Source organism: Vibrio profundum (genome assembly GCF_050337555.1).
In the GTDB taxonomy this organism is placed as follows: domain Bacteria; phylum Pseudomonadota; class Gammaproteobacteria; order Enterobacterales; family Vibrionaceae; genus Vibrio; species Vibrio profundum.
Genome location: NZ_JAKJTA010000006.1, coordinates 54,336 through 77,046 on the forward strand (window position 1 = coordinate 54,336; position 22,711 = coordinate 77,046).

General features: G+C 46.3%; 22 protein-coding genes. 2 read left to right on the plus strand and 20 right to left on the minus strand.

Annotation, left to right across the window (positions count from 1 at the left end; all coding sequences use genetic code 11):
* Window position 1 precedes the first annotated feature (1 nt).
* The 20 genes from mreD to L4C34_RS06320 form a co-directional block, all read right to left on the minus strand.
* On the minus strand, window positions 2-490 hold the full coding sequence (gene mreD / locus L4C34_RS06225; RefSeq protein ID WP_428788482.1) for a rod shape-determining protein MreD: 489 nt from the start codon (window positions 488-490) through the stop codon (window positions 2-4).
* Complete coding sequence (gene mreC, locus L4C34_RS06230) at window positions 480-1,367, minus strand: rod shape-determining protein MreC (protein ID WP_428788483.1); 888 nt, start codon at window positions 1,365-1,367, stop codon at window positions 480-482. Before mreC ends, mreD begins: the two co-directional genes overlap by 11 nt.
* 67 nt (window positions 1,368-1,434) lie before the next feature.
* A complete protein-coding gene (locus L4C34_RS06235) occupies window positions 1,435-2,481 on the minus strand; it encodes a rod shape-determining protein (RefSeq protein ID WP_428788484.1) in 1,047 nt (348 codons plus the stop codon).
* A gap of 153 nt (window positions 2,482-2,634) precedes the next feature.
* A complete protein-coding gene (locus L4C34_RS06240) occupies window positions 2,635-5,424 on the minus strand; it encodes a DUF6701 domain-containing protein (protein ID WP_428788485.1) in 2,790 nt (929 codons plus the stop codon).
* A gap of 32 nt (window positions 5,425-5,456) precedes the next feature.
* Entirely contained in the window at window positions 5,457-5,894 is a 438-nt protein-coding gene (locus L4C34_RS06245; RefSeq protein ID WP_428788486.1) for an MSHA biogenesis protein MshP, read from the minus strand.
* The gene (locus L4C34_RS06250) at window positions 5,884-6,600 is read right to left on the minus strand and encodes a PilW family protein (protein WP_428788487.1); all 717 of its coding nucleotides are present in this window, start codon (window positions 6,598-6,600) and stop codon (window positions 5,884-5,886) included. Before L4C34_RS06250 ends, L4C34_RS06245 begins: the two co-directional genes overlap by 11 nt.
* Window positions 6,600-7,160 carry a prepilin-type N-terminal cleavage/methylation domain-containing protein gene (locus L4C34_RS06255; protein ID WP_428788488.1) on the minus strand — a complete coding sequence of 187 codons (561 nt, stop codon included), beginning with the start codon at window positions 7,158-7,160 and terminating at the stop codon, window positions 6,600-6,602. Before L4C34_RS06255 ends, L4C34_RS06250 begins: the two co-directional genes overlap by 1 nt.
* Window positions 7,160-7,639, minus strand: a complete 480-nt coding sequence (locus L4C34_RS06260) for a prepilin-type N-terminal cleavage/methylation domain-containing protein (protein WP_428788489.1) — start codon at window positions 7,637-7,639, stop codon at window positions 7,160-7,162. The genes L4C34_RS06255 and L4C34_RS06260 overlap by 1 nt, the downstream gene beginning before the upstream one ends.
* 37 nt (window positions 7,640-7,676) lie before the next feature.
* Window positions 7,677-8,156, minus strand: coding sequence for a prepilin-type N-terminal cleavage/methylation domain-containing protein (locus L4C34_RS06265; protein ID WP_428788490.1), 480 nt, complete (start codon window positions 8,154-8,156; stop codon window positions 7,677-7,679).
* 36 nt (window positions 8,157-8,192) lie between these two features.
* The gene (locus L4C34_RS06270; protein ID WP_428788491.1) at window positions 8,193-8,759 is read right to left on the minus strand and encodes a prepilin-type N-terminal cleavage/methylation domain-containing protein; all 567 of its coding nucleotides are present in this window, start codon (window positions 8,757-8,759) and stop codon (window positions 8,193-8,195) included.
* A gap of 89 nt (window positions 8,760-8,848) precedes the next feature.
* The gene (locus L4C34_RS06275) at window positions 8,849-10,069 is read right to left on the minus strand and encodes a type II secretion system F family protein (protein WP_428788492.1); all 1,221 of its coding nucleotides are present in this window, start codon (window positions 10,067-10,069) and stop codon (window positions 8,849-8,851) included.
* Between the two features lie 28 nt (window positions 10,070-10,097).
* Complete coding sequence (locus L4C34_RS06280) at window positions 10,098-11,822, minus strand: GspE/PulE family protein (protein WP_428788493.1); 1,725 nt, start codon at window positions 11,820-11,822, stop codon at window positions 10,098-10,100.
* The gene (locus L4C34_RS06285; RefSeq protein WP_428788494.1) at window positions 11,812-13,020 is read right to left on the minus strand and encodes a tetratricopeptide repeat protein; all 1,209 of its coding nucleotides are present in this window, start codon (window positions 13,018-13,020) and stop codon (window positions 11,812-11,814) included. Before L4C34_RS06285 ends, L4C34_RS06280 begins: the two co-directional genes overlap by 11 nt.
* Window positions 13,017-13,862: an ExeA family protein gene (locus L4C34_RS06290; protein WP_428788495.1), complete on the minus strand. Its 846-nt coding sequence runs from the start codon at window positions 13,860-13,862 to the stop codon at window positions 13,017-13,019. Before L4C34_RS06290 ends, L4C34_RS06285 begins: the two co-directional genes overlap by 4 nt.
* A gap of 5 nt (window positions 13,863-13,867) precedes the next feature.
* Window positions 13,868-15,484, minus strand: coding sequence for a pilus (MSHA type) biogenesis protein MshL (gene mshL / locus L4C34_RS06295; RefSeq protein WP_428788496.1), 1,617 nt, complete (start codon window positions 15,482-15,484; stop codon window positions 13,868-13,870).
* 12 nt (window positions 15,485-15,496) lie between these two features.
* Window positions 15,497-15,838, minus strand: coding sequence for an MSHA biogenesis protein MshK (locus tag L4C34_RS06300; protein ID WP_428788497.1), 342 nt, complete (start codon window positions 15,836-15,838; stop codon window positions 15,497-15,499).
* Window positions 15,831-16,481 carry a type 4a pilus biogenesis protein PilO gene (locus L4C34_RS06305; protein ID WP_428788498.1) on the minus strand — a complete coding sequence of 217 codons (651 nt, stop codon included), beginning with the start codon at window positions 16,479-16,481 and terminating at the stop codon, window positions 15,831-15,833. Before L4C34_RS06305 ends, L4C34_RS06300 begins: the two co-directional genes overlap by 8 nt.
* Window positions 16,481-17,920, minus strand: a complete 1,440-nt coding sequence (locus L4C34_RS06310) for an MSHA biogenesis protein MshI (protein WP_428788499.1) — start codon at window positions 17,918-17,920, stop codon at window positions 16,481-16,483. The genes L4C34_RS06305 and L4C34_RS06310 overlap by 1 nt, the downstream gene beginning before the upstream one ends.
* A 12-nt stretch (window positions 17,921-17,932) precedes the next feature.
* Window positions 17,933-19,939: an RNase E specificity factor CsrD gene (csrD, locus tag L4C34_RS06315; protein ID WP_428788500.1), complete on the minus strand. Its 2,007-nt coding sequence runs from the start codon at window positions 19,937-19,939 to the stop codon at window positions 17,933-17,935.
* Window positions 19,940-20,078: 139 nt separating this feature from the next.
* Complete coding sequence (locus tag L4C34_RS06320) at window positions 20,079-20,630, minus strand: single-stranded DNA-binding protein (protein ID WP_428788501.1); 552 nt, start codon at window positions 20,628-20,630, stop codon at window positions 20,079-20,081.
* A gap of 329 nt (window positions 20,631-20,959) precedes the next feature.
* On the opposite strand from L4C34_RS06320, the gene L4C34_RS06325 reads away from it, so the two are divergent.
* Both L4C34_RS06325 and galU read left to right on the plus strand, forming a co-directional pair.
* On the plus strand, window positions 20,960-21,610 hold the full coding sequence (locus tag L4C34_RS06325) for a LuxR C-terminal-related transcriptional regulator (protein ID WP_428788502.1): 651 nt from the start codon (window positions 20,960-20,962) through the stop codon (window positions 21,608-21,610).
* 167 nt (window positions 21,611-21,777) lie between these two features.
* Complete coding sequence (gene galU / locus L4C34_RS06330) at window positions 21,778-22,650, plus strand: UTP--glucose-1-phosphate uridylyltransferase GalU (RefSeq protein ID WP_428788503.1); 873 nt, start codon at window positions 21,778-21,780, stop codon at window positions 22,648-22,650.
* Window positions 22,651-22,711 lie beyond the last annotated feature (61 nt).

Here is a 22,711-nt window from a genome sequence, read left to right on the forward strand (position 1 = left end):
GCTATTTGATATGCCAATGACGGCGTACCCGGCGCATGAGTAAAAATAACCACGGCCAAAGAATGCAGTTGATCAATGCACTCCAGAGTAATAATGGATCAAAAGTGACGTCTCTGATCATATACTCGCCACAAAAGATCAATATATCCAATAACATCGATAGCAGAGCAATCACAACGGCCTGCTGCCAAAGCGCCATGTTACGCAGGACTAAAAAGTTCATCGCCACGAGATAAATCACCACGGAAAGCATCATGCCGCGAATGCCCAGCGTAGAGCCAAGCAACAAGTCCCACAATAGCCCGACGATAAGCGCCGTCCCGACATTGACTCGATGTGGCATCGCCAGTACCCAATAACACGTCACCAGCAGCAACCAAGATGGCCGGAGCATTTCAAACACGCCCGGCCAAGGAATAGTTTGCAGGATCAAAGCAATGAGAAATGAGCTCCAGATGACCAATCGACCTTGAAGTACATTATTGGCCATGCGGTGTCACCTCTTGCTTCTGTGCGGGATCGGCATGCAGCACTTTGCCTTGCCGATCTGCGTTCGGCCATACCAATAACAAATATCTTAAACGCTCAAAATCCACCACAGGACGAGCGCTGATATCAGCAAACTCTCGTTTGGTATCTCTATTGACCGAGATAACCTTTGCCACTGGATAACCTTCAGGGTAAACGCCGCCTAGGCCACTCGTTACCAATACATCTCCTTGACGGATATCAGTACTGGTTGGAATATGCTCCAATTTAATTTGATCGACTTGCCCCGTCCCAGACGCAATCACGCGAATATCGTTACGTATGACTTGAACAGGAACTGCGCTGTTGCCATCGGTGAGCAGCAGCACGCGGCTATTTTGCGCCGAGACATAAATCACTTGGCCCACAATACCCTGATCATTGATGACAGGTTGCCCAACATAAACGCCTTCGTCAGCGCCTTTATCGATCATGATTTGGTGGCGATATGGTGTGGTATCCACGGCCATCACTTCCGCAATCATCTTACGCTCATCACGAACGTACGGAGAACCCAACAGCTTACGCAGCCGCTTGTTTTCTTCACGATATTGGTCAAGCAATGTCAGGTTGCTTTTCAGCCTCAACACGTCATTTTTCAGAGCATGGTTGGTGTCAATCAAGTGTTGGCGTGAATTGAATCGCTCGTAAAAACCATCGAACATGGTACGAGGTAAGTCGGCCGCGTATTGAATTGGCGCGACCAAGCTATTTAAAAAGTAACGAACATTTGTGAAAGCGCCTAAACGACTATCAGCCAGCATAAGACTGGCTGATATAGCGATCGCTAAAAATAAGCGCAATTGCAGTGAAGGTCCTCTGCCAAAAATCGGCTTCATCCCATTGAGATCCTATGTTGCGGTATAAACGGTGTCTAACTGACCCACATTGTTGACAAGGTCGAGATTACTCTTCGCTAAACAAATCGCCGCCGTGCATATCAATCATTTCAAGTGCTTTTCCGCCGCCTAGTGCGACACACGTCAATGGTTCATCTGCGACTACCACTGGGATACCTGTTTCTTCGGTCAGCAAGCGATCGATGTCTTTGAGAAGCGCACCGCCACCGGTTAAGACCATGCCGTTTTCAGAGATATCTGACGCCAATTCTGGCGGACATTGCTCTAAAGCAACCATCACAGCGGATACGATACCCGTTAGTGGCTCTTGCAGAGCTTCTAGGATTTCGTTGGAATTCAGGCTAAAGCTACGCGGAACACCTTCAGCAAGGTTACGACCACGAACTTCAATCTCTTGCACGTCATCGCCAGGGTAAGCCGAGCCAATTTCGTGTTTGATTTTTTCAGCGGTTGCCTCACCAATTAAGCTGCCGTAGTTACGACGAACATAGTTGATAATCGCTTCATCGAATCGGTCACCACCAATACGTACAGAAGAAGAGTACACCACACCATTTAGCGAGATAACAGCCACTTCTGTTGTACCACCACCAATATCGACGACCATAGAACCAGTTGGTTCAGATACGCGTAGGCCAGCACCAATCGCGGCGGCCATTGGCTCATCAATCAGGTAGACATCACGCGCACCAGCGCCCAATGCAGACTCACGAATCGCACGGCGTTCAACTTGAGTTGAACCACACGGCACACAAACAAGAACTCGTGGGCTAGGTTTCAAAACGCTGTTGTCGTGCACTTGTTTAATAAAGTGCTGCAGCATTTTCTCGGTAACGTAAAAGTCGGCAATCACGCCATCTTTCATCGGACGGATGGCAGAAATGTTACCCGGCGTACGCCCTAACATTTGTTTTGCAGCGTGACCGACCGCCGCTACACTTTTCGCGCCACCTCGACGGCTGTCTTGGCGAATCGCTACTACCGAAGGCTCATCTAAGACAATGCCCTGTCCTCGTACGTATATCAGTGTATTGGCTGTACCTAAATCGATCGATAGGTCATTTGAAAACATGCCACGAAGTTTTTTAAACATATTCTTCGTTCGTCCCGCTAGAAATTAGAAGATAAAAAATTGTTCTAAATGTACCAACGCCACGCCATCACAGCAAGGTAAAGTCACACAAAGATTGACTGAAACATGCAATTTCTAACAGTATCCTTACTTATGGCAATTAATTTACACAAATCATTGCCCTGTGAGGCCTGTTTCGCCCCGAAATATGACTTTGTCGCTGCCGCGATGAATGCCAAAAGTCACCACACTGGATGGATCTTCCTCATCACCGTCAGCGCCATCCCAGTTGTACCTCAGCCAAGGTAAATCACTGTCGCTTCCCTCGCAACTTGATGACATACCTCCACTATCTAATGTCAGCCAAAATTTCACTTGCTCACGCACTGATGTGGCTTGAGAAGCATTGATGACTCGGGACTCTCCGACACTCACCGTGCCTGAACCAGATAAGCTGGCATTATCGGTTAAATCCGACCAAACTTCCTGCCGACAGAAATTAGTTGCATCAAACGTGGTGCTATCATCGTCAGAATTGGGAATAAAATCGCTGCCATTCCAATATTGCACTTGCATCGGCACCGTTATCGTATCGCCTTGTACTCCGCCGACATCGTCTAATAAGATTCGACCGAAGCGAATATCTGGCTGAGTGGTTAGCACATCGCCACTCGTGGTATAAGCGACAGGATCGACATTCGCAATTTGACTATCTAAACTGATGTTCGAAGTCGCGATGTTTTCGACAGAATTAAACGGCCCATCCGCTTGAAAATCCGTGGCCTTACTCCAACAAATGCTATCGGTACAATCGTTAATTTGAGTGTTCGTAAAAGTGCCAATGGAACTGCCGCTGCTCAGTGCCCAACTGCCTGCCGAAAACGTTGGCGCGACAAAACGGGCCGCGTATGAGCCACTGTTTTCAATCAAATCAAATCCGGCCTGCAAACTGCTATCAAAGCTCACATAGTTTTGCACCGCAGCTTCACTTATATTGAGCGCCTCGACCAAGAAAGTGGCGGCTGAAAACGGCTGCCCCATATAAATAAAGACTTGTGAATTTGGGTAAGTCCAAGTGTTCGACTGCACACGAAAATACGCCGGATAGAAACGGCCGATATTTCGATACCCTTGATTCACATCCATGCCCAGATAATTCGATGCGGTATCTGCCTGCAAGCGAATACTGCCCACTTCGTCCCAGCTTAAGCCTGTAAAATCAAAGTAATCCCCGCCAGAGGCTTTATTGGTGTTTGCCATTGATACAGTACCCGACAAATTACCTGCGTTGCCGCCCGATGGAGTATCAATGGTATGCGTTAAAGACACGGTCGCGGCAGGCGCATCCGAATCGAAGAAGTTTTGCGTCACAGTGGCTGAGCAATATGTGCTGGTATCCACCGCTGCCGTTTCACTGCCACCCGTTTGCCATATGATGGGTTTGACCATTACATCAAAGGGGCTGCCCGCCGTTTTATAGCCAGTGCCACTGCTGGCCGTGCCATCTATCGTATCACTGCTGCAAATAGCAAATGTCCATGGGCGAGCTTCAATTTGATGGGTGGCGGAATAGGTTTTACATTGCGTTGAACTGTCATCCAAAGTGACACATTCTGTATTGCTCAATGTGTACGACACGCTGCCTGCTTCGGAATACAGCACGTCCATTTGCGCCTCCACTTCCGATGAACCGTTGAGGGCAAAGTTAAGTGTTACATCATTCGAGGCTTGCACATAGCTGCTGTCAGCATCATCTTTTACGTATACCGCCGCGCTGTTGGTTGGGCTCGACGGCTGAATATAACTCGTGGTGGTGGTATTTAAAGTAAAACTGCCAACGTAATCACTTGAGACCACCACAGATTCCGAGCCACCAACCACCGCGCACTCTAACGGTTGCACAGTCACTTGAGCCGATTTACCTGCAATCACATCGGTCGGGTTGGTCGTTATCTGGTAGCGATAAGGGACAAAGCTATAATCGCCAGTCACTGTGGTGTTGGCCATATCATCTTCGAGATAGCTGGTCAGGGTGATATCACCGACTCCGCCTCCATCAAGATCCAATATCAAGGTGCCATTGGAGTCTGCTTGAAAACTATCACCGGATATATAGCTACCTGTGGTAACACTTAACGAACCCGTCGGGACAGACGCATGAATATTCCCAGTATAATCGCCGGTATCGTTACCACTGCCATCTTGCACTTGCAAAGTGATCGACTGGGCTTCACAAGATAAGCTAGCGCCGTCGGTCGGTGTGATAGCTAAGGTGTAGCTGCCTCCACCGCCGCAGCCACTAGGCAGATCAGCGACAATGCTTGCGTTGCTGTCAATCGTTAGATCCTTGGTTGTCACGGTCCCTGTAATTTCAATGTTTTGTGACATGGTTAGACTACCTTCGATAAACAGGTGCCCTGTAATGGCGCTGTTAACACTCCCACCAAAATCCACTTCAGAGCTATTGACCGCGCCATCGCGAGAAATTAAAACAAAATCATTCGGGTCACTCGAATTCACAATCACTTGTGCATTGCCCGACAAACTCATTTTATCCACGTACAAGGTGACCTCGCCATCGATAATAAGCCGTGAGTTACCTATCATACTCAAAGAATCAGTAATCCGATAAGTACCGCTAGTCAGCGTCAGGGTGTCAGCACCCTTTAACGACTGAGCAGCATATACGGTGTCAAAAGTCACACCACCAATAGAAAAATCCGGTTTGGTCGCCAGTATTAAACTGGCATCAAAAATACAGTCGCCTGTTTGGCACGAATTGGTCACGTTAGTGACTTGAGAACTAGGGTCAAAACCAATTTTTCTGTCTGCTAATCCGGTAATGGCATCATCAGTATCCAGCTGCACCGAGCTTCCGCTACCCATCCAAGTTTGAGCAGCCGTCAAGTCGCACTTATCGCCGATAGGAAAAGTCGCATCTGCATTGGCTCTCCAACTAAACATAGCCAAACATATAAGCAGGAAACTTCCTTTTTTTATGATGCTTCCCGTAGCCATATCTCCTCACTTCGCTCCACCTCATTGAGGCCAGAACCGCAATTGGCTCTCGATTCCACTTTGAAGTAATTCATCCCATCCAGAGCGCCGAGCGAATCACAACTCAAGGTCACGTCCGAGCAGCTATTGAAACCGCTTAGCACGTTCGCCGCCCCAGAAGTAATGGAAGAGGCCATTGGATCGCAATTGGTGGCTACAGCCGATGAGGCGTTCAACGGGTACATTTCAGTCAACACATATTCATTTACCGAGTGCGCCAACAACCAAGCTTGGGTGCCAAGCACGTCCCGTACGTAGGCATCGTGATTGGATTGCTCAATACGCACCAGATTCGCTCCCAAAAAGCCCATTACCACCAACACAAATATCGCGATGATGTATAAATTGCCTTGCTGTCTGCGACGACTAGGGAACATTAAGCACCTGTATATCTTGCTGATAGTTCGACTGCTCGCCATCTTGGGCAAGCAACAAAGTCACGTGCACTAACCCACCGCGCTGCAAGTTGGCCGCCAAATATTCAAACGAACCAGATGACACATTTTCAGCCACCTGCACACCGTTACGAGTGATCCAGCCATTGCTGTTATCAATGCAGTACGACACTTCCGAGCTATAGATATATTGCCTGTCCGCCACAGATTGACTACCGAGTGTCGAGGCTCCGCCAGAGATGGTGTAAGTTGAACCAGACACCGACGCTGTTGGGCTCACCAAGCTGTAGGCATTCGCGGTGTCACTGTTGTTTGTCGGGTTAATAATGAGATACTTTCCTGCATCAATCACCGAACTTGAAGCCACACCAGAATGGCCAACCAAAAATTCGATATCGCTGCCTTCAACGGCATAGAAGCCCGAATAATCAATGGGGTAAAAAGAAACACACGAGTCAGCGCCCGTTTCAACAATATCGTCACGAACAATGTTCGGCACGCTATGGCGAATTTCGCGCGACATTTTCTCCAAAATAAACCGCGCTTGAGTATGCAGACGCTGCCGCTCAACAGTATCGCTGTACCCTTTCATGCCAAACTCTACAAACCCCGCCAGCCCCAGCACTAAGATCCCTCCTACAATTATAGTGAGGATCATTTCAATCAGCGTGAAGCCCTTAGCATTCATCAATAATTCCCCCGAAAAGCGCGAAAAGTGATCGGGGTTTGGTTGCTGGCACTGATAGTGACGATAATTAGTTTCATGCTCCAGTCTTCAAACTGACTATTGTCGTAAGCCGCACTGATCACGACATTGAAGTTGCGATAGGTGGTACTGGAGTCTTGCACCAGTAGGTTGAGGTCTTGGCAACCATTCGTACCATCAGGCTCCCAACAGCCAATATAGTCATCCACATCGTTGTAACTGGGGGCGGTTTCGCTATCACTGCCCAAAGATACCGAGGAAGCATCACTCCCAGTGCAGTCAGTAGAACCACTATCGGCAGAAGAACAGCGAATATAGCCGCCGTTTACGTCGCTTTCTTGATCAAAATTACGCGCTAAGATCTGCGCCATGAGGCTTTGGCCTAATGCAGCCGCGCGTGATTGATAATTGAGGTTGCCCGAACGAGCGATTTGTGGATAGAGAAGAGACGTTAAACTACCAATCGCAATCGCGATGATCACCATGGCAATAATGCTTTCAATCAGCGTCAGCCCCTTAACACCACTAAAGCCCTTTCCCATCAGCAGGTGCCTCTGGAAACGAACCCTTGTGAATTAACACAAATATCCGTTTGGCTGCTGTCGGCGCTAAAGCGAATATCGACTCCTGCGCTGGCTGATCCTTCTGGATTGCCCAGTAGATCAAAGGTGATTTGGCTAACACTTGGAGTGCTGGTGACAGTCACACTGTCAAAGCTAAGCACATCACTGCGTGTCGAGCGATCGCTAACATTGCACCCGTTGACCGAGCCAATGCAATCGCTGCTGATCGCCAGAATAAAGTTATCGTTGCTGCTACTTGAACCCACGTTTGACTGCATTCGATTCACTTGAATCTGGCGTATGATAGAAATCGCCTGTTCTTGGGCAGCAAAAGCCGAAAAGTGCGTAACACCAATGTAACGGCTGGCCGCGTATAGGGAGACTATGGCCAGCAAGACAATGACCACTATTAGTTCGACTAGCGTGAAGCCATTTCTAGATCCCGTGAGAACTCTCATACATCACTACTCTCACAAAACTATTAATTGTATGAAATCAGCACCCACCTGGAGTGACAACCACACTATAGGCACTACTCGCGCTCGTTGCTGGCGTATACGTTATGTAACAATTGGTGGCTGTGATTCCAGCGGCATCGGTCAGTGACGAGCTATTAAACGTAATCAAAAGCGGGTCTGAGCCTGCCGTCCCATCGACAAACGCCGTCCAGTCAGTATCCAACCCCGTGACTGAGTCTTCAATGCCAGTAGTCAACGTACTTGGATAGCCGTACACAACCGTAATCCCATCAGTCGTAGTGCCCGTCGCAGACGTTTCTAACCCTTCAATCGCTGCTTTACCATAAACAATCACCGCCGCGCCATCAATCGCTCCCTTTAGCCCTTGCAGTGAAGCTTCACGAGCATTCCCTTGCAAATTTAAAAATTTTGGTAAGGCCGTTACCGCGAGTATGCCAAGTATTACGATCACGACAACCAATTCAATTAAGGTAAAGCCCGCCTGTTTTCCCTTCACATTCAACTCCCTATAAGTGTGTCATACAGAACAAAGTCAATTCATAACGACAGAAACCATCCCTGTCGCGATGTTGTACACCATTTGACGCTCAGATCTTGCGTATTGTGGCAGGTAAACACACTGCGTATTCACATTGTCTGCCTGAGCCAAATACCGTGCATCAGAATCACTACTTAAATTATCGACCACTGTCGGTGAATTCTGTAATAAGTTTTTCATTAAATCCACGCACATTTTAGTATCAATCTCATTCGGAAAGTTTATATCACCTTTCTTTAAAGCGACGGGGTAACCATCACGATAACCTGTGCTCGAACCATCTGACAATTGTGCACGCGTTAACCACAACTCCACCCCATCGTAATCGACAAAATTATATCGCTCCCCTGCCACCACCACACTCGGCCTCCCCTCGGCTTCCCATTGCGCACGTGCTGACATAACACTAGTTGCAAAACGCCCCGCCAGCCACTCGGTGCCAGTCTTTTGGGCATCTTCGGCCATATCCAGCAGCTTAGGTAGCGCAACGGCAATCAGTACACCGATGATCACGACAACGATGATCAATTCAATCAACGACAACCCCTGCGTTTTTCGCATTCTTCATCATCCTAAGAGCAATAACGTGCGTTGTAGTAATGATCGCTGGCAAGCTTACTGAGGCTCACGACATGTTTCATTCAAAATCATTATCGCTGCATCACATCCATTACATTCCACATCGGCAAGAAGATCCCTAACGCTAAAACCAACACCATTGATGCCACAATCAAAAGCAATATTGGCTCCATCCGAGCAGTTAAGGTTTTGAGATCGTAGTCGACTTCGCGGTCATAGAAATCAGCGGCCTCCAGCAGCAGTTCGTCGATACGACCTGTTTCTTCGCCAACCGCTATCATTTGGATCACCAGCGAGGTGAACACTTGGCTACTAATCGCCGCCGAAGAAATTGTAATTCCAGATTCAATTGATGATTTCATTTCTAGTAATCGAGATTCTAAATACTTGTTACCCAAAGCCTCAGCCGCTAAAGCTAGTGATTGATTAAGAGGCACACCAGCACGCTGCATCAGAGCAAAAGTTCGTGAAAATCGGGACAATTGAGCCCGATTCACAATCCCACCGACAATTGGAATACGCAAGCGGATAAAATCCCACCGATGACGACCATTCACAGTATTCCGCCAAACACGAAAGCCCAACAAGGCCATGACCATGCCAACGAGCATCGCTTTCCAATGATTGACAAAAAATTCTGATGTTGCGATCAGAACGATCGTCGGCAGAGGAAGCTCGGCTCCCAATCGATTAAATAATGTCGAAAATTGAGGAATGACAAAAATATTCAAAATAAACATGGCGAAGACCATGAATACAATCACCAACACGGGGTAACGCATGGCGGTTTTGATACGTTTTCTCGTTTCAGATTCTTGCTCATAGTAGAGAGCCAATTGATGCAGAGCTTCATCTAAACGACCGGTATTTTCCCCCACATGAATCATAGAAACGAACAAAGAGCTAAATACCCTTGGATGCATTTGCATCGCATCCGACAAACTTCGGCCGCCAGATAACTCAGTACTAACGTCTTCCAATGCCTGTTTAAGCAGTTTATTACTGCAATTTTGCGTCAGCCCGCGCATTGCTCGAAGCAATGGAACCCCAGCTTTGGTTAGGCTATACAACTGACGGCAAAAAATAACCAAGACTTCCAAGGGTAAAGTAGAGAGAAACAAAAGTTTTAGGTCGAGACTTTGCTCTTGGCGATCAGCCCCTTCCAACATTTCAATCGGAATAATGCCTTTGTTCATCAAGTTGTCCACGGCCAACTCTTGCGAAGCCGCTTCTACTTTACCGGCGATTTTACTGCCGTCTTGTTTGCGTCCTTGATAGCGAAAAGTTGGCATCTAGTCGTGTCCTGATATAAACGATAAGTTAGAGTAAAATAGCCTCTGCCGAACCCGAAGCATCCCCTTCACCTAAATTCATGACTTCATTTAAACTCACCACTCCCTCCAAGGCTAACTCCATTGCGCTAACCAGCAAGGGTTTATATTGTTCCGATTGGCGGGCGGCTTGGGAAAAGGCGACCGCGTTATCATCACGTAATGCATCCATCATTGCTTGATCTAGATCGAGCATCTCAAATACCCCAATTCGGCCTCGATAGCCGGTTAAATTGCAATTTTGGCAACCATGACCACTCATAAATCCGCTGTTTTTCTGATTGGGAAAACGGCTGGCTAGCCACTGCTGCATAGAAGCATCCGGATCGGCAGGCACTTTACAGTCTGGACAAATCTTTCTCACCAAACGCTGAGCCACCACCGCTCGAACCGCACTCGCCACCAAATATCCCGGAGCACCCATATCAATCAAACGCAACGCGCTATCCACAGCGTCATTGGTATGCAGCGTACTCAATACCAAGTGACCGGTTAATGCGGCCCGCAAGCCAATTTCCACGGTTTCTTGATCACGCATCTCCCCCACCAAAATAATATCGGGATCTTGACGTAAAAAGGTGCGCAAAACTGTGGAGAAATTCAAATCGATTTTGGTATTCACTTGAACTTGGTTAACACGCGATAAACGATATTCGACAGGATCTTCAACCGTGATAATTTTCTTTTCCGGAGAGTTGAGTTCCATTAGCGCGCCGTACAAGGTCGTTGTTTTGCCCGACCCCGTAGGACCGGTGACCAAAATCATGCCATGTGGACGTTTAAGCTGATGCCTTAAACGATGCAAAAGATCTTTAGGAATTCCCGATTGCTCTAGTGAGCGCACGCCCGCTGATTGGTTGAGCAATCTCATCACCACAGATTCACCATGTTGCACGGGCATGGTCGACATACGAATATCAACGGATTGGCCTTTCGAACGAATATTAAATCGCCCGTCTTGTGGTAAACGTTTTTCAGAGATGTCGAGGTTAGCCATCAATTTCAAGCGTAAAACCAACGCAGAGGCAATGGTGACTTCATTCAGTAAAGTCTCATGTAAAATGCCATCAATACGCTGACGCAGGCGCAAGACATTTGCGTCAGGTTCAATATGAATATCGGAGGCTCCGACCTGTACCGCATCTTCAAACAATGAGTTGATCAACTTAACGACGGTAACTTCTTCACTGTCACCCGTCCCCACATCCAACTCAAACGTATCCTGATCCGCATGCTCAGCCTTCAGCTGCTCAGCAAATGAAGCAATTTCTTTGGTGCGTCGATAGCAGCGGTCAAACGCTTCCACCAATTGCCCTTCCGGCGCAATCGAAAAATCAATTTGATACGACGAAAGCTGACTCAATAGCGATTCCTGGGCCTGTAAGTCGGCAGGGTCGCTCATCGCCACCCGCAACGTGTCTCCGCTATAACCAAAAACGAGAGCTCGCAAGCGCCTTGCGTGTACTTCCGGTAGAAGCTGCACCGCATCAATATCAATTTGTGCTCGGCCCAAATCGATTAACGGCAGAGCAAGCTGCTGTGATAAGAAAGTCAGCATTTGATGCTCAGACAAAAAGCCCAATTCAATCAGGGTATCCCCTAATTTTCGGCCAGTTTGTTTCTGACTGACTAACGCTTCTTCCACTTGTGGCTCGGTGATAATACCCTCTTCTATCAGCAAATCACCTAACCGCTTACGTAGCTTAATTTGCACTGGTGCTTTCTCCAAACTTGCTGAGTAACTTCAACCTCTCACGAATAAATTGCTGCGATTGCTGTGACACACCAACTTTATGCAGTGCATTTTGATACGATGATTGGGCTTGTTTGAGCTGTAACGAACGCTCTTGTTGAATCGCCAAGCCAAGCCACCAACGGCCATTATTGGCATCTTGTTTGACCAGCATTCTATAGCTTTCCAAGGCCAACTTATCCTGATCAGACTTTTGCGCCAGCGCAGCACGCAAAGACAAATAAGCCAATGAAGGATGCGAAGGCAAATAAACTAACGGCACTAAGGCGGCTTCAGTTTGATTCTCTTTGAGCAAAAATTTGGCTAATGCTATCCGCAACGTCTCACCACTTTTATTTCGGTCTATACCTTCACGCAATAGGTCAAAGGCCTTTCTGGTATTGCCTCGGCCATAATAAAGCGCCGCAAGGTTTTGTCGAACTCGCTCATTATCAGGAGTCAGGCGCAGCGCCTGTGCATAGTGTTTTGAGGCCGTTTGAAAATCGTTGTTTGACTGAGCTTTCTCCGCTTCTTGGATCTGTTGCGCTGCCAACTGTGCCGAGCTGAGTTCGACTCGCTCAACTTGCATCCCTGACGGCGTTCCCGCGATCATGCGACTAGATTTAGTGGCAACATCGGAGACAGAACCTTGAGGTGCTCGCTGACCTTGAGTAACACGGGGACTGGTGGAAGTAGCTCGATTAGGCTTATTTACTGCGATACGAGTACTACTGCGCTTGGTGCTAGAGGCTGGAAATAATGCCTTAGCATCAGGAGTCTCACGTACCGTTGGCGGTGAGAGGCTTGCCACTGTCGACGTTGGAGCTTCACCCAATTGAGCAGTAGGGGCGGTGTTCACAGATACAACTGTTTCAGGTGGCGTTTTTTCAGCTGGCAGCGGAGGCTTTTCGCTCTCACTTTTCCGCTCGACTGACCCCTGGTCTTGAATTGAAGAAGAGTTCACTTCTGCCGTCTCTACCGTCGAAGCGGAAGAAATGTCACCCGTGTGTTGCTGAGACACAGCCCAAGCCCCAAGAGCTAAACTGGCACCTATGCCAACCAACAGCCAGCGCCACGAGTGTGATTTTGGTGTGACCTTTATTTCCACTCGCTGAATCCCTGACGGCGATCCAGTTTGCTTATCATTCATTTTAGAAAGGGCATCATTAATAACACTCATGAACTGCTCCACCCCCACAACAAAGGCACTTTAAATTTAGGTTTGCGTGTATCAAATGTGTCATGAATCGCGGAATATAAATGCGGGATGGTGACACTTTTTTCACCTGCGCTAAAAGATAAGAGCAAAGCTTTATGACAAATCTGATTAATCAGGCGCGGTACCCCATGGCTCGCCCGCCATACGGCTTTTTTCTGATTTAAAGTAAACAGTAGCCTTGCCACTGATGACTTACTGAGCCTTGCATCTATGTAAGCCACCGTTTCATCTAGCGACAAGGGGCGCAGTTTGGCTGAAAAGGTGATCCTTTGCCGAAACTGACGCAAATGATGTTGCTGCAAACGCCGATCCAACTCCGGCTGACCAAATAGAACAATACTCAGTAGCTTATTTTGCTCGGTTTCCAAATTGCCAAACAGACGCAACACTTCCAACGCTTCGTCTTCCAACGCTTGCGCTTCGTCGACAATCACAACCACTCGTTTACCCTGTTGAGTCACCTCAATAAGCTTATGTTGGATTTCATTTACAATCGCAGCAGGGTCTGAGATTTGAATCGCAAGTTCAGACGCGACGGCCTGGCGTAACTCCGCCCCTGTTAGTGCTGAGTTGGGTAAATATACTAGTTGAACCGTGTCTTGCAGGTGATTGACTAGCATACGACACACCATGGTTTTGCCTGTGCCGACCTCTCCAGTCACTTTGATCACCCCCTCCCCCATATCCAAGGCGGCGGTGACCATTTGAATCGCTTCATAATGGGGCCCTAAACCGACGAATAAATCAGTATTAGGCGTTAAATGAAAAGGGTATTGATTAAATCCAAAATGGCTTAGATACATAAACCTTACTTCGAGTCTGGGAACCAGTCATTCAGCAATCCTTGCGATCGCTCCAACTCTTTTTGCCAAGTATTGACACCAACTACAGTTGGTTTAAGGAGAATCACTAGTTCAGTTTTTTCAGTGTATTCAGATACATTGCGAAAAAGATGGCCTAACACAGGTAAATCACCCAGCAGCGGCACCTTTGAGACTTTGTTGGCGATATTCGTTTTCATTAAGCCGCCTATCACGACCACATCGCCATCTTGAGCACGGATCACTGAGTCTGATTCACGCACTGAGCTTTGCGCCAATGGCAAAGTAATGGTCGAATCACCATAGGTGACTTGTTTGGTTTGATCGTTAACATCAATCACCGCAGGGTGGACGTGTAAAATCACGTTACCTTGGTCATCAATTTGGGGCGTAACATCTAGAGATATACCAGAGAAGAATGGAGTGAGATCAATATCGACAGTTGTTTCAGTGTCCGCAGTGCCATTAACCACCACGCTAGATACATCAGTAACGTAATATTCATCAGTGCCTACTTTAATCACCGCTTTCTGATTATTGGCCGCGGTCACTCTCGGGCTGGAAAGCACATTCACATCCCCTTGAGTTTGCATAAAGCTCAGTACTCCAGAAAAACTACCATCAGAAATAGTGACGTTTGTCTGACCATTGAGCAAAGTGCCTATATCATCAAGATCTGGCAAGGTTGAAGCTCCTAGGCGCTGCATCACCACCTTACCGTTATCGAACGACAGGTTCGACCAATTGATCCCTTGCTGGTAACCGTCACTGAGTGTGACTTCGACTATTTTTGCTTCCAAAATAACTTGCCGATGTAAACGCTTCTCAGATACACCTAAAAAGTGACGCACTTGTCGAATTTCATCCGGAAACGCCCGCAAAGTGACAAGGCTAGCCTGTGGCGTCACCACGACTTGTTGCCCTTTACCGGAACCAACCAACTTCTCAATCGAACTTTGCAGATGAGGCCAAAAATCACTTTCACTAGTCGTTTCAATCGCCGTTCCGCCATTAGATGATGTTGAAGGGGTCGAACTACTGGAATCAGAAGAGCTTGAACTTGAAGAAGAGCTACTGTCTGCAGAAGAAACCGTACTGGTGGTTATCGACGTCAATGAACGGCCAGAACGCTTAAACTGAATATAGTTGACAGGAATAGTGACCGTTCTCAAGCCCGCAGGGAAAACTTGGATCACATGATCACTTTTTTCGATATCAAAGCCATAAATATCTCTGACAACAGCAAACACCTCATCCAAAGATACATCCGATAAGTTAACCGTAATTTGCCCAGAAACATTAGGGTGAATAGCAATACTGTAAGGCGTTCCCTTGACCAAGCTGGTAAAAAACGCTTTGGCATTCACTTCGTCGGCCTTGATGTTATAACGCTTTACCGTTTCCATACTGTGGGAATCAGACACCAAGTCAGGCATTAAGTCATCTTCTACTGCTGGCGGTAATTGCTCAAGTTGATGCTGACTGGAATCTTCAACCGCTTGCGCCAGAATATGCTTCGCCTCTACGGGATCACGATGCTTCAATCCCATAGTGCAACCAAATAATAATCCAGTCGAGATAATAACCCACAAGACTCTATTCATTATGAAGCCAATCTATTCCTTAATTTTCAATGCAAACATTGAGAGCTTCCAGTGCTTACCACTTTTAGAAACAGTAACATAGTCCGCTGTTATTACTTTAACCTTGTAACGCCCAATTGCATCACCAGTGCTCACAAAACGATTATTTAATATCGCTTGGCAAGTTTTTGGGGCGGTACAAATAATACTATTGACTGTAGGTAACACGTGTTTTTTCTGATTAGGCTTGCCGGTTACATTCGATTCAGGACCCGCCCACCCTAAAGGAGCCGTCGGATCTTTTACTGCAAAAGCACTAAACGAGCAAAACGCTATTAAAGTTGCAACCCACTTAATTTTAATCCACTTAACCACCAATAAACTCCTGCCTAGTTCCAAGAGTGTAGATTTCAATTACCATACGTGCGCCGGGATATCTCTCGACTGAATAGCGAAAACTGCGCCAATAATATTTAACCGGAAGTGCTTCTAGCACCTCTAAGTAGCGTAAAATGGCAAAATAATTCCCAGTAATTTCAAGGCGAATCGGATGCACATAATATCCTGTCACTTGCTTACCTGAATTACCTTTATTGATAGGCTCTGCTGGCATCGACTCCATGGAAACTAAATTAACGCCAGTATTATCCTGAAGCACTTTCTCTAATAATTGCGCCATTTGGCTTGGAGAGACTAATCCATCAATAATTTGTGATAATTGTAACGATAGTGCCTGACTTTCTTTTAATAGTTTTTTAAATTCAAGGTTAATACCTTTGTTTGGATCTTCCCTAAGCTTCATCTTTGCCTGATTAATCTCACGATTGAGCTGCTGCACAGAATTTTGTGCCAAAATAACTTGCTTATCGGATGCCTGTTTTAATAGCATAGCAGGCTCAAGCAATGTCGAAAATAAAATCAGTGACACCCCAACCAACCCACAAAAACCAATCAGCCACTTCTCTCGATAAGAACAATCCGCATACTTTTCTGATAATAATTGCCAAAAATGAGCCATTAATGTGTCCCTTTTTTCGACTTCAATTCAAACGTCACTAAATTATTATCGCTACGAGTTATTTTAAGCTTCTCAAATGTTCGCCCAACGAGATTGAGTTCTGACTTAAACTGATTGATCCAGCTCGGGATTGATTTCGCGTTTCTCGCGCGACCTAAAATATCGAATGTACGCTGATCCATAGAAATAGAGCTCAGCGATATGTCGTCTCGACCAATCTCGGCTAAGGCTTTCATGACCCCTGAGTAGCCAATTTGTTGAGATTTATCATATTCATCCACAGCCGCCAGAGACGACCGCTTGGCTTTGATTTCCATTCTTAGACGGGCAACCGCCGCCACTTTTTCTGGCGATGGTTGGTGTTTCTTTAGCTCCGTTTTCAGCACTTTCAACTGTTGAGATAAAGCATTTTCGTTCAGCTTAATTGAGGCTATCTTGTCTTGGTTCTGCGCAACCAGAAAATGAAACACACCCGCGCTAGCTCCCACTACCACCGCCATGACAAGCCAGCTTATCAATATATTTTTGAGTGTTAAGTATTCTATTTTAGGTTGGAGGTGCTCTGGATAAAGGTTGATACTCGTTGCTGGCGCTTCACTCACGTGCAATGCTAGCAAGTGTCCACTTTCCTCAGAGCGCTCTAGCAATGGAGACGCTTTGACGCTGATTCTTTCATCCAGAGCTTTGGCCAGCTCCTGATCAGATTCGCCATCGCAACAAACTTTTAAATGATGTAACGCTGCTCCCTTTAGCTGAGAGGAAAGGTAGTCAACTGAACGTTGCAACTCTAATGCAGCACCATCTAAGGCTAAACCACTAGTTCCTTCACCGGAAAGAGGCGCACTAACTCCTCGTATTGTTCGGTGGAAAATGCACTTTTTCTCAACATAGGCGCTAATTCTGTAATTCCCCTGAGGACTACGCTGTAGCAGCCAAAAAGGTTGTGAGTTGCCCGGTACTATCCCCCAAACATCATCTTCAATCATTACCTTTTTTAGCTGATGCCCCAAGCTGCTCAGTTGTTCACTGATTTTCAGCAGCAGAGACTTTGACAATAAGTAGGCATTGATTTTATTACTATTCGGCAGCTCAAAAGCGTCCGCGACCAAATCCGATACACTATCTGACGTGAGATCCTTAACCAAAAAAGGCAACGCCGTAGGCCAATCTTCTTTAGGCAAGTTTGGTTTATCAATTTGAAAATCTTGATAGAGTTCAGAATGAAGCACGATATCGACGTGGAGTGATGTGGTCACTTTTTCGACCACATCAATAAGTAATTCAAGCCAATCTATACCGGCGAGCATGACATGCTCAGGCACTCCTGGAATGGTCTGAGCCGACGAAAAGTAGAGGGCATGAGGCTGAACCACCACATAAAGATGTAGTGAAGTAGAAGATTTCACGCTGAATGTGGGTATCAACGATGGTAACTTCATTGACTCTCATCCTCATTTAGTTCGCCAGCGATTTCGACGTCCGACTTTCACCAACGACTCACTCGGTTTAGTGTCGAGCCTCTTCTCTGCTGGATATATTTGCTGCTCAGAATGCAAATATCGTCCTTGTATACCATCGACACCTAATTGCTTTAATGTCGTATTCTCTTGCTTGGTACTGACACCAACAGCAATAACTTTAGTTTCAATACTGGCACAGGCTCCGATAAGACTCCTGACAAACAGCTGATTTTCGTGTCGTTGATCAATTTGTTTAATCAAACTTCGATGTAATTTTAAATAATCGACTTGTAAGTCTTTTAAATAATGCGTGCTAACAATCGAGCGCCCCACTTGGTCCACACACACTTTAAAGCCAAATCCTTGCAGCATTTTTATCACTGGGCGCATATAGTCCAAGTGCTCAATAAGACGAGCCTCCACAAATTCGAAGGTCAACCGTTGTCGATACTGCCAAGGCATTTGTAATAACTCATCACGAAGCCATTTAAAGTGATTTTTGTCAGCAAATGCCGTGACATGGAGGTTGATCGAATAGTAGTGAGGCGATGGCACCGCTTGCAGATAATTCATAATCGCATGGAGTACCGCCCGATCAAAACGAGCTTCATAGCCAATAGCTTCTAAGGCTTGGTTGAATTTATCTGCCTTTATCAGCCCTTTATCTGGATCATCAATCCTAGAAAATATCTCATAATGAATTACATCAGAGATCTGGTTACCTTCGATGAAATAGCAGGCTTGCTGAAACAAGTACAAGTGATTTGGCGAAATTGTCCTATCAAATAAGCTCCGCCAACGAACATTACCTCTCTCTTCATCATATTGCGCACTTTTAGCATATTTATGCCAAGTGTTCCCTTGTTGAAGCTCAGCGTGTTTTAACGCCGACTCTAGCTCTTCCATAATGGTATTATGGCCATCACCTTCTTGATACATGGTGACACCAATATGGCACCAATCCTCTTTTTCAAGCGGAGAAGGCAGTGTTAACGACTGTAATTGTTTCAAACAACTGGTCGCGATATTGGCGAGATCTTTAGTGCTTAATTGCGGAGCAAAAACAGCGAAATCGGAAGGATAGTAGCGTGAAAGGATAATATCTGGGTAACGTTGCAAAATATTCGAGATTCGATCACCAACCTCAACGACGAACTCGTCGGCAATCAATTTACTATTTTCTTCATGAATCGCATCGAATTCGTCGATACGCAGTAGCAACACACCACCTCGCGCTCCGCCCTCCAATAATGCCGACTCTAGCTTGCTATCGAATAACACCCGATTAGCGGTGCCCGTTAATTGATCCAAAAAAGTTTGGCTACGGATAAAAGTATCAAACCTGCTGCGCTCTTGCCGAGCATCTTGCAGCTCTTCAATTAAGGTGTCTAACGCCTCGCTGGCGGTAAAGGGCCATTCACGAAAGTCACCTTTGGCATACTCTTCCACCCGCCCGGCTAGAATCATACGACCACGCTCCTCAAGCAGCTCCGAGCCATACAGTTGTTTTTTCAACCATTTGAGACCACGGATCAAACAGAAAACCATTAAGGTCACTGCGAAACTTATCGAAGACAAGGCTCCAATTGAGTAGCCGTAACCCAAATAAGGAGGCAGAGCCTTAAATGACACAGAATAAGCGGGATGATTAAGCAGACGAAAGCTTCTGTCATACAACAGCACGGAGGTCATATGAGAAGATTTATCAACAAATTGGTATTCGACAACTTTGCCTTCGGACAATGTCATTTCTACCACACTTGCGGCGTGAAGCAGTTTTGGCATCCATGCTTGAAAAGAATGGATGGCATCGGGGTGAGACATTTCTTTGTCAATTACCTGAACGATACCTTTTAGGTAATGATCTTGATATTCCTGACCAATACGTTTAAACGATAGCGTCCCGCCGACAAACACAATGAACATGGCACTGATCACTATCATAGTGACAAACGCAACCAAACGAGTGCTCAATTTAAGAGTAGGAGTACTCCTCATTCACTTCGAATTCCATTTCAAGTTTTTTCATTGCTCGATCGATTAAACTATTGTTCGAACACTAACAAATACTATGTACTTGCAACCCTACTATATAAAAAAGCCGCAATATTTGCGGCTTTTTTTCAATTTCATCAGATTAAAACGGGATGTCGTCATCAAAATCCATCGGTGGCTCATTGTACTGAGGCTGAGATGCTGGAGCTTGCTGCACTTTAGGTGCATGCGAAGGTGCGGCCTGTGGTGCTTGCTGCTGCATCGCTGGCTGCTGTGGTTGTCCCCAGCTGCCTTGAGACTGTTGTTGCCCCATTCCTTGATTTGCAGGCGCGCCACCTTGAGCACGACCACCCAACATTTGCATCACACCATTAAAGCCTTGCACTACAACTTCAGTGGTATAGCGGTCTTGACCACTTTGATCTTGCCACTTTCTAGTCTGCAATTGTCCTTCGATATATACCTGAGAACCTTTGCGTAGGTATTCACCCGCCACTTCTGCCAATTTGCCAAATAAAGCTACGCGATGCCACTCGGTTTTTTCACGCTGTTCGCCAGTGGCTTTATCACGCCATGATTCTGACGTTGCAATCGTGATGTTAGCCACCGCGCCACCATTAGGCATGTAACGAATTTCTGGGTCGTTTCCTAGATTACCCACTAGGATAACTTTATTTACTCCACGGCTTGCCATGTTGTGCTCCGTCTTAGATTCATGAGTGAATAGCCATTATTATACGATAAAAACTTAGTTTATCGTTCAACAAGGGCCTGCTAAATAACGCGCTAGAATAGCATAATTTCACCACTCTAACTACTAATCTAATGACCAGCGACACATTGTTTATCATTCAACGACGGCTGGGGGAAAACTTTTCGAATCAAATCAACCCTAATACTTATTAAGTAAAAACAGTGTTACTCAGTGCCTATGAACTTAGACGCAAAAAAACTAGCCAAAGTCGCGTGTACAATCGAAATAAAGGATGGTGTCTCTGGTTCCCTAATCCAATCAGAGGCCATATGAAAAAAGCAAATTACGCTCGCACGCTATACGCGCTTTGCATCGACCCATCGGTTGAGTGCCACTTATTGCGCCAAATACAACAAGCACTTGAACTGCCACTGGAGAAAATAGAAGTCGAAGAGCTAGCACTGGCCTCCCCAATGCACCCACACAAAATCCTTTTGATCAATTATCAGCAGCACCAGACCATTTTAGATAAAATGTCATTATTGCCCTACAACCCCAGCGGCTTTGAAACCATCTTGTACAATGTACCAAGACGTTTAGCGACGGAAGAGTTAATCCCATTCTGCCACCTGAAAGCTTTATACTACGACTCAGACCCAATTGAAGAGATCGCCCACGGCTGCAAAGAGGTCATCAACGGCATCAATTGCTTACCGCGCAATGTAATGTGCCAACTACTGCACTATTACCGCCATATTGTCACCCACCACCCAACCAGAGTCACCGTCGAGCTTACTTGCCGCGAGATCCAGATTTTACGCAGCCTGCAAACGGGAGCCAGCAATGCAAAAATTGCCGATGCGCTTTTTATCAGCGAATTCACAGTGAAATCACATTTATATCAGATATTCAAAAAACTGGCCGTGAAGAACCGAGTGCAAGCTATCGCTTGGGCCAACCGGAACTTAGTGACACAGTGAGCTAAGACACAAACAGGCGATACAGATAGAGCGAGTTTTATAACCTTGTTGCGTAAATCATGCTATGGTAGCCCCCAAATTTTCTGCCTAGGGGCATAGGTCAACGTAGAACCTTGCAAAGCAAAAATGCTCCCTAGCTAGGCATACTTCTCGTAAAGGAATTCCTAATGATCAAAAAGTGTCTTTTCCCTGCTGCCGGCTACGGCACTCGTTTTTTGCCCGCGACCAAGTCGATGCCAAAGGAAATGATGCCTATCGTCAACAAGCCGCTTATTGAGTATGGAGTCGAAGAAGCCATTCAAGCTGGAATCGAAGGAATGTGCATTGTGACTGGGCGTGGTAAACATTCGATCATGGATCACTTCGACATGAACTACGAGCTCGAACACCAGATCAGTGGCACCAACAAAGAAGAACTACTGGTTAATATACGTGAAACCATTGAGTCCGCACGCTTTACATACATTCGCCAACGCGAAATGAAAGGCTTAGGGCACGCGATTTTAACCGGCCGCGAACTGGTCGGCGATGAACCATTTGCCGTTGTGTTAGCCGATGATCTATGCGTCAACGAACAGCAGGGTGTACTCGCTCAGATGACGGCTCTATACAAACAGTTCCGCTGTTCAATTGTCGCCGTTCAAGAAGTTCCTGAAGACGAAACACACAAATATGGTGTCATTTCCGGCGAGATGATCAAAGACGATTTATACCGTGTCGATAACATGGTAGAAAAACCAGAACCGGGCACCGCGCCAAGTAATCTCGCCATTATCGGCCGCTATATTTTAACGCCAGATATTTTCGAACTTATTGAACAAACAAAACCTGGTAAAGGTGGCGAAATCCAAATCACCGACGCTCTGCTTAAACAGGCCCAGTCAGGTTGCGTATTGGCATACAAATTCAAAGGCAACCGCTTCGATTGTGGTAGCGTTGAAGGTTACATTGAAGCGACAAACTACTGCTATCAAAACCTCTACTTGAAAGACCAAAAAGCCTCTGAACTCAGCAAGCAGACCACTCAGAAAGACAGCTAGTCGTTACACTTTCAACAGATATATAACACTGTTTTTTTAAACAGTGTTATATATTGGCACA

What these genes read in the sequence shown, in the direction of transcription:
- mreD (WP_428788482.1), bottom strand. Translation starts at nt 490, where the DNA reads ATGGCCAATAATGTACTTCAAGGTCGATTGGTCATCTGGAGCTCATTT.
- mreC (WP_428788483.1), bottom strand. Translation starts at nt 1,367, where the DNA reads ATGAAGCCGATTTTTGGCAGAGGACCTTCACTGCAATTGCGCTTATTT.
- L4C34_RS06235 (WP_428788484.1), bottom strand. Translation starts at nt 2,481, where the DNA reads ATGTTTAAAAAACTTCGTGGCATGTTTTCAAATGACCTATCGATCGAT.
- L4C34_RS06240 (WP_428788485.1), bottom strand. Translation starts at nt 5,424, where the DNA reads ATGTTTAGTTGGAGAGCCAATGCAGATGCGACTTTTCCTATCGGCGAT.
- L4C34_RS06245 (WP_428788486.1), bottom strand. Translation starts at nt 5,894, where the DNA reads ATGTTCCCTAGTCGTCGCAGACAGCAAGGCAATTTATACATCATCGCG.
- L4C34_RS06250 (WP_428788487.1), bottom strand. Translation starts at nt 6,600, where the DNA reads ATGAATGCTAAGGGCTTCACGCTGATTGAAATGATCCTCACTATAATT.
- L4C34_RS06255 (WP_428788488.1), bottom strand. Translation starts at nt 7,160, where the DNA reads ATGGGAAAGGGCTTTAGTGGTGTTAAGGGGCTGACGCTGATTGAAAGC.
- L4C34_RS06260 (WP_428788489.1), bottom strand. Translation starts at nt 7,639, where the DNA reads ATGAGAGTTCTCACGGGATCTAGAAATGGCTTCACGCTAGTCGAACTA.
- L4C34_RS06270 (WP_428788491.1), bottom strand. Translation starts at nt 8,759, where the DNA reads ATGCGAAAAACGCAGGGGTTGTCGTTGATTGAATTGATCATCGTTGTC.
- L4C34_RS06275 (WP_428788492.1), bottom strand. Translation starts at nt 10,069, where the DNA reads ATGCCAACTTTTCGCTATCAAGGACGCAAACAAGACGGCAGTAAAATC.
- L4C34_RS06285 (WP_428788494.1), bottom strand. Translation starts at nt 13,020, where the DNA reads ATGAGTGTTATTAATGATGCCCTTTCTAAAATGAATGATAAGCAAACT.
- L4C34_RS06290 (WP_428788495.1), bottom strand. Translation starts at nt 13,862, where the DNA reads ATGTATCTAAGCCATTTTGGATTTAATCAATACCCTTTTCATTTAACG.
- mshL (WP_428788496.1), bottom strand. Translation starts at nt 15,484, where the DNA reads ATGAATAGAGTCTTGTGGGTTATTATCTCGACTGGATTATTATTTGGT.
- L4C34_RS06305 (WP_428788498.1), bottom strand. Translation starts at nt 16,481, where the DNA reads ATGGCTCATTTTTGGCAATTATTATCAGAAAAGTATGCGGATTGTTCT.
- L4C34_RS06310 (WP_428788499.1), bottom strand. Translation starts at nt 17,920, where the DNA reads ATGAAGTTACCATCGTTGATACCCACATTCAGCGTGAAATCTTCTACT.
- csrD (WP_428788500.1), bottom strand. Translation starts at nt 19,939, where the DNA reads ATGAGGAGTACTCCTACTCTTAAATTGAGCACTCGTTTGGTTGCGTTT.
- L4C34_RS06320 (WP_428788501.1), bottom strand. Translation starts at nt 20,630, where the DNA reads ATGGCAAGCCGTGGAGTAAATAAAGTTATCCTAGTGGGTAATCTAGGA.
- L4C34_RS06325 (WP_428788502.1), top strand. Translation starts at nt 20,960, where the DNA reads ATGAAAAAAGCAAATTACGCTCGCACGCTATACGCGCTTTGCATCGAC.
- galU (WP_428788503.1), top strand. Translation starts at nt 21,778, where the DNA reads ATGATCAAAAAGTGTCTTTTCCCTGCTGCCGGCTACGGCACTCGTTTT.